Here is a 12,475-nt window from a genome sequence, read left to right on the forward strand (position 1 = left end):
GGGTGGTGGTGAGGAGGGCGGTGGTGTGGGTGGTCCAGTCGATGTGGGGGGTGGGTTGGTCGGCGTGGAGGGTGGGGGGGAGTTGGTGGTGGCGGAGGGCCATGGTCATTTTGATGAGGCCGGCGATGCCGGCGGCGGCTTGGGTGTGGCCGATGTTGGATTTGATTGATCCGAGCCATAGGGGGTGGTCGGGGGTGTGGTGGTGTCCGTAGGTGGCTTGGAGGGCTTGGGCTTCGATGGGGTCGCCGAGGGTGGTTCCGGTGCCGTGGGCTTCGACGGCGTCGATGTCTGCCGGTGTCAGGCCCGCGTCCGTCAGCGCCCGCATGATCACGCGCTGCTGCGCAGGTCCCCGGGGTGCGGTGAGCTGGCTGCTCGTTCCGTCTTGATTGATTGCGGAGCCGCGGATGATGGCGTGGATGGTGTGGCCGTGGTGTTGGGCGTCGGTGAGGCGTTCGAGGAGGACGAGGCCGGCGCCTTCGGCCCAGCCGGTGCCGTTGGCGGTGGCGCTGAAGGGTTTGCAGCGGCCGTCGGGGGCCAGTCCGTGCTGGCGGGAGAATTCGATGAAGGTGGTGGGGGTGGCCATGATGGTGACGCCGCCGGCCAGGGCTTGGGTGCATTCGCCGCGTCGCAGGGCCTGGCAGGCCAGGTGCAGTGCCACGAGGGAGGATGAGCAGGCGGTGTCGAGCGACACCGCCGGCCCCTCCAAACCGAACGTGTAAGAGATCCGCCCCGACGCGATGCTCGCCGCGCTGCCCAGGGTGACGTATCCCTCGAGATCCGCCGGGGGCCGGGTGATGCGGGAGCCGTAGTCGTCGTACATGATGCCGGTGTAGACGCCGGTGTCGGAGCCGCGGAGGGTGGTGGGGTCGATGCCGGCGTGTTCGATGGCTTCCCAGGCGACTTCGAGGAGGAGGCGGTGCTGGGGGTCGATGGCGAGGGCTTCGCGGGGGGAGATGCCGAAGAAGGCGGGGTCGAACTGGTCGGCGTCGTGGAGGAAGCCGCCGTGGCGGGTGGCGGAGCGGCGGGGTGTTCCGGTGGCGTGGTCGTAGAGTTCGTCGAGGTCCCAGCCGCGGTTGGTGGGGAAGTCGGTGATGGCGTCGGTGCCGTCGGCGACCAGTTGCCACAGTTCTTCGGGCGAGGTGACCCCACCGGGGAACCGGCACGCCATCCCCACCACCGCGATCGGAGCCCGCACGCGGTCGGTCAGTTCCCCCAGCTGCTGCCGCGCCTGGCGCAGGTCGGTGGTGGCCCGCTTAAGGTAATCACGCAGCTTGTCCTCGTTAGCGCTCATTGGCAGTCTGTCCTCCGCCGCTGGGGCGACCGGTTCCCGGGGATCGCCGGCCGCATCCTCTTCTCGTCGTCACCGTTTCCTGCGGAGCCCTCCGGCCGCCCGGAGCAGCGGGATGAGCGAGCTGAGAGCCGCGCGCCGCAGGCCGCCCGAGTGATTCATGCGCAGCAGTTCCCTGACGAGCCATGGGCCTATGACTCGGTTGTAGTGAGGGGAACCATGGACGTCGTCGTTCTCCAGCAGCGACAGGTCGCGCACGTTGCGTCGCAGCAGCTGAATGTCGCCGGCGGGGATGATCTCATCCCGCTTGCTCGCGACGTACGAGACGGGAATCTCCACGGCCGCCAGCTGCTCCGGGGTGAGCGCCCAGCCGCGTAGCCGGTCACCGAGGTCAGCGCGTGTCACGCCGGTCAGGTGGGCGAGGGTGTCGCTGGTCAGGTGGGGAAGCTGCTGCTGCCACGCCGCGTCCGCGAAGACCGAGTTCACCGGCGCGCCTACCGTGAGGATCCCCCGGAGCCGTGGTTCTTCCAGGGCACAGCGAAGCGCCAGGTGACCACTGAAGCTCATGGCCATCGCGTAGCGGGGACCCTGACCCGCGTGATCGCCAACGGCGTCCAGGATGGCGGGGAACATCCGCCAGGCCCCCTGGTGATACGGCATGGTGTTCGCGCCGGTTCCCGGCATCTCCGTGACGATCCCGGCCATCCCGAACCGCGACAGCCGCAGCAGGACGGGCGCCCACTGTTCCTTCGTGCTGACGATTCCCCCCATCACAATGACGAAAGGGGCATCCCGGTGCGACCCGCCGGTCATGAGGCAGCGGACCCTGCCACCGTGCACGTCCACGTCGACGGACCGGAGGTCCGCCCGCTGCTCGGACCGCCAGCGATCGAAGGCCGCGACGGCGTTCGCCCAGGCCCGCTGACGGGCATCGCCGTCGACATAGGGGAACCGGGCCATGGTGTAAAGACGGCTGGCCCCGAGCGGATCGCCGTGCCGCTCGCGTTCCCGTGCCGCCTTGCTCCACTCCTCCGTCCATGATCCAGGTCCCTCGTCGTCATGCGTGATACGCGCGAGGACCTTCTCGTACTGTGCGCGCGAGATGCGCTGTGCCTGTGCGTGCACGCCGGCGAATCGCTTCAGTTCTTCGACATCGTTCGTCATGAATGGTCCTCGCGTCGGGGACTTCCCAGGAGGGCCAGCTCCGCGTACAGGTGGTGGGCCAGGCCGGCGAGGCTGGGATAGTCGAAGATCACTGTCGGCGGCACCTGGATCCCGATCACCTCGTTGATCCGATTTCCCAGCTCGAGCACCGTGAACGAGGACAGGCCGAGTTCCAGGAGGCTGGATCGGGGGTCGATTTCGCCCGCGGAGGCGTACCCGAGTACCGCGGCGGCCTCCGCGCGCAGCGCCGCCAGAAGGATCTCCCGGGCTTCACCACCGCTCAGGCCGGCCAGCCGCTCCGCCAGGTGTCCTGCGCCACCAGGCCCGGCGTTCTCATGCTCGGGGAGGTCGGGTATGTCCCGGAAGAATTCCGTCAGCGGTCCGTGCACGGCCGCCACCTTCGGCCAGTCGATGTCCGCCACGACCAGGAGCGAGCCGTCGCTCCCGGCGGCCTCCTCCAGCACTGACATCGCGGCCGTGGGATCCACGGCGCCTACCCCGGCCGCCGTCATGTTCTCCTGCCATGGACCCCAGGCGATCGCGGTCGCCGGCCGGCCGTCGGCGATCCGGTTCGCGAGGATGTCCTCCACCTCGGTGACGGCGTGGGCGGGCGGAGCTTCGCCGGCTCCTGCATCAGTGGCGAGGGCGGCCACTTCAGGGGGCAGCGGCAGGAAGACGACGAAGGCGGCGAGATCAGCGGTCCGCGTCAGCTCGTCGAGTACCGTGATGGCCGCTGGATCCGCTCCGGCGGCATGAACGACGGCGGTCAGCGGGCAGTCATCCAGGGATGCCAGTGCGCCGGCGAGCGCGCTCGGGGTCGCACTGTCGCACCTGACGATCCTGGCCCGAGCGCCCAGGCCGGCCAACTCGGTGAGCAGCGCGTCGGCCGGGTCAGGGCGGTCGGTGGCGAGTACGAGCTCCGCGGCGCCGCGCCGGGCGAGCCAGCGTGCGGCGTGGGCGCCAAGGCCTTGAGTCCCGCCCGTGACCAGCACCGTGCCGTGGGGTACCCAGCCCCGTCCCGGGCGGCGGCCGGCCACTCGGACGAGCCGCCGTCGCGGCGAGCCGTCATGCCCCGGGACTTGCGCCACCCGGTAGCGCCACGACCTCGCGCGCCGCCAGGCCGCGATGGCGGGAAGGACGGCGGTGAGAGAGGTCACCTGGTCGGCATCCAGCCCGAGCGCCGCGCCGAGCGAGGGGCCGTCTCCCCGCATGGCCGTCTCCCAGAACCACGCCTCCCTGTCCGTACGGTCCTGGTCACCGGGTGTGTCGGCGTCGATCCAGTATCGCCGGCGCTGGAAAGGGTAGCCGGGAAGGACGAGACGCTCGCCACGCGATTCGCCCAGTGCCGAGGGCCCGTCGACCGGGACGTCGTGGAAGTGCGCCAGCGCCAGGCCGGCGGCAACGCTGTCACACTCGTCTCGGCCGCGGCGCAGCAGCGGTATCAGGGCGAACGGGGTTCCGGTGGTCGCCAGGGTGTCGTGGGCGAGCGCGGTGAGGACCGCGTCCGGCCCGACCTCCAGATACGTGGTGACGCCGGCGCGGCGGAGGTGGTCCACGCCGTCCCGGAACCGGACGGTCCCGCGCAGTTGACGGCCCCAGTATCCCGGGTCGCGGAGCTCTTCCAGGCTCAAGGCGGTGCCCGTGACGTTGGAGATCACGGGGATCCGCGGCGGGGAGAAGGTCAGCCTCGCTGCGACATGACCCAGCTCTTCCTGCAGCCCCTCCATATGGGGGGAGTGGAAGGCGTGGCTGACACGCAATCGCTTGACCTTGTGCCCGGCCGCTCGCAGCCGCCGGGAGATGCCCAGCACGGTATCCCGGTCGCCGGAGACGACGATCGATTGCGGGCCGTTGATCGCCGCCACGCCGGCCAGGTGCTCATGTCCGTCGAGCAGCGCGCGTACCTCGTCTTCGGGCGCGCCGACCGACACCATGGCCCCGTCCGCGGGCCTCGCCTGCATGAGCCGGGCGCGTTCCGCCACGAGGGTGCAGGCGTCGGCCAGATCGAGCGCGTCGGCGGCGTGTATCGCCGACAGCTCGCCAATGGAATGCCCGATGAGCCGGTCGGCGGTCATTCCCCAGCTCTCCAGCAGCCGGAACAGGGCGATCTCGAATGCGAACAGCGCCGGCTGGGCGTAGGCGGTCTGGTGGAGCGCCGACGTCTCCGGATCATCATCGTCGTCGAAGATGACATCGCGCAGTGGCCGGTCCAACCGGGGTTCGAAGTGGGCGCAGACATCGTCCAGCGTCCGGGCGAACACCGGGTACGCATGGTAGAGCCGCCGTCCCATGCCGGGTCGTTGACTGCCCTGGCCGGTGAACAGGAAGGCGTTCCCGCCCCCTGGACGGGCCATGCTCGCACGCACCACAGCGTCATCGGGCCGGCCCTCCGCCAGGGCGGTCAGGCCGCGGACCAGGGCGCCGCCCTCGTCGGCCACCACCGCTGCGCGCGCGTCAAGCAGTGGCCGGGTAACGAGCAGGGAGCGGGCGAGGTCACGAAGGTCCACGTCCGGACGCTGCCGCGCGAAATCGCGTATCCGGGCCGCCTGAGCGCGCAGCGCGGTCTCAGTGCGCGCGGACACCACGAACGGCAGCGCCGCGGAAAGGCGTTCCCCGCCGGGTCGCCGACGTGGAAGGCCATCGTCGGCGATGGCCGGCGCCGACTCGAGGATCAGGTGCGCGTTGGTGCCACTGATCCCGAAGGCGGAAACCGCGGCCCGGGCCGGCCGGCCTGTCTCCGGCCAGGCCCTTCCCTCGGCCAGCAGCGCGACCATTCCGGCGGACCAGTCCACGTGCGGTGACGGCTGGTCGGCGTACCTGCTCGGCGGCAGCATTCGGTGACGCATTGCCGTGACCATCTTGATGACGCCGGCGACTCCGGCAGCGGCCTGGGTATGCCCGATGTTCGACTTCACGGCCCCGAGCCAGAGTGGCTCTTGTCCCTGAGCCCTGTCCTGGCCATACGTGGCGAGCAGCGCCTGTACTTCCACGGGATCCCCGAGGACGGTGCCCGTGCCGTGGCCCTCGACGGCGTCGATGTCCCGGGCCCTGAGGCCGGCACGGTCCAGCGCCTTCCTGATGACCCGCTGCTGAGAGGGCCCATTCGGCGCAGTGAGGCCGTTGCTCGCGCCATCTTGGTTGACCGCTGAGCCGCGTATCACCGCGAGCACGGGATGACCATCGCGCCGCGCGTCCGAGAGACGGGTGAGGAGCAAGAGGCCGGCGCCCTCACCGAAGCCGGTGCCATCAGCGGAAGCGGCGAAGGACCGGCACCGCCCGTCGGGGGAGAGTCCGCCCTGTCGGCTGAACTCCACGAACAGGCCCGGCGTGGACATCACGGTGACCCCACCGGCGAGCGCGAGCGAGCATTCGCGATGTCGCAGAGCCTGGCATGCCTGGTGAATGGCAACGAGCGAAGAGGAACAGGCGGTGTCCACAGTGATGGCGGGCCCCTGGAAGCCGAAGGTGTAGGCGATCCGTCCGGAGGCCACGCTGCCGGCGCTGCCGTTGCCGATGAACCCCTGGTATTCCGGCGGAACGGACCGGAGGCGGGATGCGTAGTCGTCGTACATCACGCCGGTGAAGACACCGGTCTCGGTCTCCCGCATCGAGTACGGGTCGAGACCGGCCCGTTCGAGTGCCTCCCATGCGCATTCGAGGAGAAGCCGCTGCTGAGGATCGGTCGCCATGGCCTCGCGTGGACTCATCCCGAACAGTCCCGCGTCGAACTCGTCTGCGTCGTAGATGAAGCCGCCACGCCGCGTGTAAGAGGTGCCTTGCACGTGGGGGTCCGGATCGTAGAGGTTGCCGATGTCCCAGCCGCGGTTCACAGGGAAATCTCCGGTGGCATCGCCGCCGTCGCTTATCAGCCGCCACATGTCTTCCGGAGTCCGGATATTGCCGGGGAAGCGGCAGCTCATGGCAATTATGGCGATCGGCTCCCGGGCCGCCGACTCGATCCGAGTCAGGCGCTGCCTGCTCTGGTGGAGCTCTGTGGTTACCCATTTCAGATACTCGAGTAGTTTCTCCTTCTCTCGATCGGCCATCCGTGTGCTCCTCAATACGACTCGCTGCACCGTGTCGGCAGGTGAGGCGACATAATGAGGGTGGTGGGCGGAGCTTGACCGCTTCTAAGTAAGGGCTAAATGTAGTGCGCGCTGCGGTGGTGGACGCGCCGCGAGTCGGCCGCCCGCCTCATGCCCGGCACGCTCGGTGCCGGGCGTGAGAGGACGGTGCTCACCTTGCTGTTGTTGTGTTGCCGGACTCTGCCGAGTCCATTTCTTGGATTTGCCGGCGACGCCCCCGATGTCGGATGGGAATGTGAAACTCAAGCCCGTTGACACGAAGATTTACGCAAGCGAACATGGTCCGCATGACGGAGCTTCCGAATCTGCCGTTCGACAAACCGTCCCTGCTCGGAATCGCCCCCCAGCTGCGCGAACTGCAAGAGGAGGGGCCGATCGCCAGGGTGCGGACCGCCGCGGGTGAGGAGGTCTGGCTGGTCACCCGCTACGACGAGGTGAAGGCGCTGCTCGCCGGCGGTCGGCTCGGCCGCAGCCATCCCGACCCGGAGCAGGCGACCAAGGTCAGGCTGTCCGCGCTGCTCGCCGCGGACGACTACGACAACGAGGAGACCAACCACGCGCAGATGCGCGCACTGCTGGTGCCACGGTTCTCCGCGCGCCGGATGCGCGCCCTCAAGCCCCGGATCGAGCACTTCGTGGACGACCTGCTCGACCGGTTGGCCGCCCGCACCCCGCCGGCCGATCTGCACCCCGCGCTGTCGTCCCCGTTGCCGGTCATGGTGATCTGCGAACTGCTGGGGGTGCCGTTCGCCGACTGGGAGCGGTTCCGGCGGTGGTCGACCGGCATAACCGACCTGGACGACAACCAGCACTCGGTGGACTCCACGCAGCAGCTGGTCGACTACATGGCGGATCTGGTGGCGCGCAAGCGAACGGAGCCGGGCGACGACATGCTGTCCGAGCTGATCACCGAGCAGGACGGCGCGCTGTCCGACGCGGACATCGCCCAACTCGGTGCCGTTGTGCTGTTCGCCGGCACCGAGACCACCGTGGTGCGCATCGACTTGGGCACCCTGCTGCTGCTCAGCAATCCGGCGCAGCGCGCCTTGCTGGCCGAGAATCCCGAACTCGTGCAGACGGCGGTCGAGGAGATCCTGCGCCTGGGCGTCGGCGACAGCGGACTCCGCGCTTCGCCCCGCTACGCGCGGAGCGACATCACCCTCGGCGACACGGTGATCCGGACCGGCGACGCGGTGCTGCTGGCCATCGGCGCGGCCAACCGGGACGGCCGGGTGTTCCCCGACGCCGACCGTTTCGACCTGGTCCGGGACAAGCCCAACCCGCACCTGGCATTCGGGTACGGCGCCCGGTACTGCATCGGCGCCTCGCTGGCCCGGATCGAGCTGACCGCGGTGTTCGAGCGGCTGTTCCGCCGACTGCCCGACCTACGGCTCGCGGTACCCGTGGAGTCGCTGCGCTGGCGCGAGGACCTGCTCACCGGCGGGTTCGAGGAACTGCCCGTCACCTTCTAGCCCACGCCACCGGGAGCGGCCGGAAGACTGAACGGCATGACCATCAGGGCGGTGTTGTTCGACTTCTCCAACACCCTGTTCCGGCTCGAGCAGGACGAGACCTGGCTCGCCGGACTCACCGATCACGAGGGAACGCCGCTCGACATCGACGCCCGGGTCGAGCTCATGCGCCGGATGAGCGCCCCGGCGGGCCAGGTCGTCGAACTCGACGCCGAGCACCTGCACGCGTGGACGCACCGCGACCTCGACCCGGAGCTGCACCGGAAGGTGTACCTGGAAGTCCTCAAGAAGTCCGGGCTCCCGCGGCCGGAGCAAGCTCTCGCCCTCTACAACCGGCTCACCGATCCCAGCCGGTGGAGACCGTACCCCGACACCGGGGCCACGCTGAAGGTCGCGTCGGAGCGGGGGGTCAAGGTAGGGGTGCTGAGCAATATCGGCTTCGACATACGGCCCGCCTTCACCGCCCGCGGCTGGGACGCTTACGTCGACGAGTTCGTGCTGTCCTTCGAGGTGGGCGCGGTCAAGCCGGAGCTGGAGATCTTCCGCAAGGCCGTGCAGGCCCTCAACGTCCCGGCCACCGAGACGCTGATGGTCGGCGACAGCGAAAAGGCCGACGGCGGGGCCCGTGCGATCGGCTGCGCGTTCGCGCTGGTCCCCCCGCTCCCCACGGCCGAACGGCCGGACGCTCTGATCACGGCGTTGCGCGGGTTCGGCATCGTCTAGTGCGGATCCGCACCGGGTGCCGCCGGTTCCGCGCCCTGCAGCGCCCGGCCTGACCTTGGATGCCGTCGCGGACTCGGGGCGGTAGGTCCGGTCCGTCTTGAGGGAAATGTTTCCGATGAGCCGCAGTCTCGGCAATGTGAAAGAAGCCCGGTAAGGGGTCTGCGGTGAAGATGATCGAGAGGGCAGGTGAGGTCGCAGGGGAGACGGCATGTCCAGCGACGATCGACTTCATGGACGGCTGGGACGCACCGGGCTGAGCGTCAGCCGGCTGTGGCTCGGAACGGTGAACTTCGGCGGCCGGGTCGACGAGCCCGCGGCGCATCGGCTCCTGGACCACGCGCTGGGGCACGGCATCGACGTCATCGACACCGCGAACATCTACGGCTGGCGCGTGCACAAGGGGTGGGCCGAAGAGGTCATCGGCACCTGGCTCGACCGTGGATCACGGCGGGACGAGGTCGTGCTGGCCACCAAGGTCGGTCATCCGATGAGCGATGCGCCGAACGACGGCGGCCTGTCCGTACGCAACATCGTGGCCTCCTGCGAGGCGTCGCTGCGCAGGCTGCGGACCGAGTGGATCGACCTCTACCAGATCCATCACGTCGACCGCGGAGTCTCCTGGGACGAGGTCTGGGAGGCCATGGAGATCCTGCTGCGCCAGGGGAAGATCCGCTATGTCGGCACGTCGAACGCGGCCGGATGGGACCTCGCCGCCGCGCAGGAGGCCGCGCGCCGTCGTGGCCTTCTCGGGCTGGCCTCGGAGCAGTGCCTGTACAACCTGGTGACGCGCCATCCGGAGCTGGAGGTGCTCCCGGCGGCGACCGCCTACGGCATCGGGGTGTCGGTCTGGTCGCCCCTGCACAGCGGACTGCTCGGCGGGGTGCTGCGCAAGCGGGCGGAGGGCACCGCGGTCAAGTCCGCGCAGGGACGCGCGGCCGCCGCGTTGGAGGTCCACCGCGACGTGATCGCGGAGTACGAGCGCCTCTGCGCGGAGTTCGGCCGATCCCCGGCGGAGGTCGGACTCGCCTGGGTCCTCTCGCGCCCCGGCGTGACCGCGGCCGTCATCGGCCCGCGCACCACCGCACACGTCGACGACGCGATCCGCGCGCTCGAGACGCCGTTGTCGGAGGCGCAGACCGCCCGGCTCGAAGCGCTGTTCCCGCCCCTCGGCAACGGCCTGCCCGCCCCCGACGCGTGGATCGGCTGACATGAGCCGGAACACGGCCCGGACCGCGGATCCCGATCCCAGAAGGGTGCCCTGAATGACGTCCAGGATGACGATGCCCCGGAGCGTCGACCGCATGTTCACCGAGTCGGCGTCGGCGACCCGGTCGGTCGGCGAGTTCCGGCCATGGTGGTCGGAGCGGGCACGGGCGAACCGTTTCAACGTCACCCCGATCCCGTTCGACGAGCTCGTCGACTGGCGCTTCGACCCGGAGACCGGGAACCTGTCCCATTCCAGCGGACGGTTCTTCACGATCGAGGGGTTGCACGTCCGGAGCGACTACGGGCCCGTGCCGGAATGGTCCCAGCCGATCATCAATCAGGCGGAGATCGGGATCCTGGGCATCATCGTCAAGAGCTTCGACGGAGTGCCGCACTGCCTGATGCAGGCCAAGATGGAGCCCGGCAACGTCAACACGCTCCAGCTGTCCCCGACGGTCCAGGCGACCCGCAGCAACTACACCCGCGTGCACCGGGGCGGCCGTACCCGTTACCTGGAGTACTTCGTCGGTCCCGGACGGGGGCGCGTCCTCGTCGACGTCCTGCAGTCGGAGCAGGGCTCGTGGTTCTACCGCAAGCGCAACCGGAACATGGTCGTCGAGGTGACCGGCGACCTCCCGCTGCACGAGGACTTCTGCTGGCTGCCGCTGCGCGAGGTGCTGGACCTGCTGCACACGGACAACCTCGTCAACATGGACGCCCGTACGGTGCTGTCCTGCATGCCGTTCGCCCCGCCGCGGGCCGACAGCGGGTCGCGGCACGCGCCCGAGACGTTCCGCCACGCGCTCGCTCGGTCCCTGGACCGCTCCGCCGGCGCCCGGCACGACCTCGGCGACGTCCTCAGCTGGTTCACCGAGGAGAAGACCCGGCACGAGGTGTCGACGCGGCTGATCCCGGCCGACCGGATCGCCGGCTGGAGACGCACGGCCCACGACATCGCCCGCGAGGACGGCAAGCACTTCCGGGTGATCGCGGTCGACGTCGAGGCGAGCAGCCGGGAGGTGCCGTCCTGGCGGCAGCCGTTGCTCGCGCCGGCCGGACGGGGGATCATCGCGTTCCTCACCAAGCCGATCGAGGGGGTCATGCACGTACTCGTGCACGCGCGCGTCGAGCCCGGTTTCGTGGACAACGTCGAGCTCGGGCCCACCCTCCAGGCCATCCGGGAGAACTACACCGGGCTGCCGGAACCGCGCTACCTCGACCACGTGCTCGGCGCGGATCCCGCCCGCGTCCGGTTCGACGCCCATCTCTCAGAGGAGGGCGGCCGCTTCTTCGACGCCCAGAACCGGTACATGGTGATCGAGGTCGAGGACGACTTCCCGGTGGAATGCCCCCAGGACTACCGCTGGGTGACCCTCGGCCAGCTCGGTGCGCTGCTCCGCCACGGGCACTACCTCAACGTCCAGGCGCGCAGTCTCGTCGCCTGTCTCCACAGTCTCTGGTGAAAGGACGCGCGCATGCGATCCGTAGTCCGCGTGGGAGTTCTGGGATGCGCGAGCATCGCGCTCCGCCGGGTCCTGCCGGCGATGAAAGAGGCCGAGGGCGTCGTGCTGACGGCCGTCGCGAGCCGGGATCCGGCCAGGGCGCGCGAGGTGGCCGAACGGTTCGGCTGCGGCGTGGCCGGCGGGTACGACGAGCTGCTGGACCGGCCGGACATCGACGCGGTCTACATCCCGCTGCCGACCGGCCTGCACGCGCACTGGGCGAGCCGTGCGCTCGCCGCCGGCAAGCACGTGCTCTCGGAGAAGCCGCTCACCTGCGACCACGCCACCGCCCTCGACCTCGTGAACCAGGCGGAGAAGGCCGGACTGTGGCTGATGGAGAACTTCATGTTCCTCCACCACGGCCAGCACCGGAAGGTCCGCGACCTCGTCGCGGACGGCCGGATCGGCGAGCCCCGCGTGTTCACGGCGAGCTTCGGCATCCCGCCCCTGGACCCGGCCGACGTGCGGTACGACCCCGAGCTGGGCGGCGGCGCGCTGCTGGACGTGGGCGTCTACCCGATCCGCGCCGCCTCGTACTTCCTCGGCGCCGACCTGGACGTCGTCGGCTCGGTGCTGCGCCTGGACCGGAGCCGGGGCGTCGACGTGGCCGGCCACGTTCTGCTGTGCGCTCCCTCGGGTGTCACGGCGGAGCTGTCGTTCGGCTTCGAGCACGCCTACCGGTGCCGCTACGCCCTGTGGGGCGATCGGGCCCGGCTCACCCTGGACCGGGCGTTCACGCCGCCCCCGACGCTGGAGCCCCGGATCCGCATCCATTCCCAGGACGGGATCGAGGAGCTGACCCTCCCCGCGGACCACCAGTTCAAGAACATCCTGGAGTTCTTCGCCCGATCGATCCTGCAGGGCGCGGACTACACCGCCCAGGCGGAGGCGATCACCCGCCAGGCCCGGCTGGTCGACCAGGTCCGTTCGGCCGCGGTGCGCGTCACCGCCTGAGCCCGGCGGCCGCCACCACCGAAACCGGCAGTCGGCACCACGGAGACCGGCGATGGGCGCGCGTACCCCCCGCCCCACCCC

8 protein-coding genes are annotated in these 12,475 nt (G+C 69.9%); 5 read left to right on the forward strand and 3 right to left on the reverse strand.

Going from position 1 to position 12,475, the window contains the following annotated elements; translation table 11 throughout:
- From NDW01_RS42395 to NDW01_RS42405, 3 genes are all read right to left on the reverse strand, one after another.
- Positions 1-1,291, reverse strand: a 1,291-nt coding sequence (locus NDW01_RS42395) for a type I polyketide synthase (RefSeq protein WP_252830337.1), incomplete at its 3' end; no start/stop codon positions are given.
- Between the two features lie 69 nt (positions 1,292-1,360).
- Positions 1,361-2,452: an alpha/beta hydrolase gene (locus NDW01_RS42400; RefSeq protein ID WP_252830338.1), complete on the reverse strand. Its 1,092-nt coding sequence runs from the start codon at positions 2,450-2,452 to the stop codon at positions 1,361-1,363.
- Positions 2,449-6,498 carry a type I polyketide synthase gene (locus NDW01_RS42405; RefSeq protein WP_256514523.1) on the reverse strand — a complete coding sequence of 1,350 codons (4,050 nt, stop codon included), beginning with the start codon at positions 6,496-6,498 and terminating at the stop codon, positions 2,449-2,451. The genes NDW01_RS42400 and NDW01_RS42405 overlap by 4 nt, the downstream gene beginning before the upstream one ends.
- 326 nt (positions 6,499-6,824) lie before the next feature.
- Here NDW01_RS42405 and penM point away from each other — a divergent pair, with 326 nt between their 5' ends.
- The 5 genes from penM (at position 6,825) to NDW01_RS42430 (ending at position 12,394) form a co-directional block, all read left to right on the forward strand.
- The gene (penM, locus tag NDW01_RS42410) at positions 6,825-8,009 is read left to right on the forward strand and encodes a pentalenolactone synthase (protein ID WP_252830340.1); all 1,185 of its coding nucleotides are present in this window, start codon (positions 6,825-6,827) and stop codon (positions 8,007-8,009) included.
- A gap of 36 nt (positions 8,010-8,045) precedes the next feature.
- Entirely contained in the window at positions 8,046-8,732 is a 687-nt protein-coding gene (locus tag NDW01_RS42415) for an HAD family hydrolase (RefSeq protein WP_252830341.1), read from the forward strand.
- 208 nt (positions 8,733-8,940) lie between these two features.
- Positions 8,941-9,939, forward strand: coding sequence for an aldo/keto reductase (locus NDW01_RS42420; RefSeq protein WP_252830342.1), 999 nt, complete (start codon positions 8,941-8,943; stop codon positions 9,937-9,939).
- A 55-nt stretch (positions 9,940-9,994) separates the two neighbouring features.
- A complete protein-coding gene (locus NDW01_RS42425) occupies positions 9,995-11,401 on the forward strand; it encodes an NDP-hexose 2,3-dehydratase family protein (protein WP_252830343.1) in 1,407 nt (468 codons plus the stop codon).
- 12 nt (positions 11,402-11,413) lie between these two features.
- Positions 11,414-12,394, forward strand: coding sequence for a Gfo/Idh/MocA family protein (locus tag NDW01_RS42430; protein ID WP_252830344.1), 981 nt, complete (start codon positions 11,414-11,416; stop codon positions 12,392-12,394).
- Positions 12,395-12,475: the final 81 nt, after the last annotated feature.

Source organism: Actinoallomurus soli (assembly GCF_024055715.1).
Taxonomy (GTDB): Bacteria; Actinomycetota; Actinomycetes; order Streptosporangiales; family Streptosporangiaceae; genus Actinoallomurus; species Actinoallomurus soli.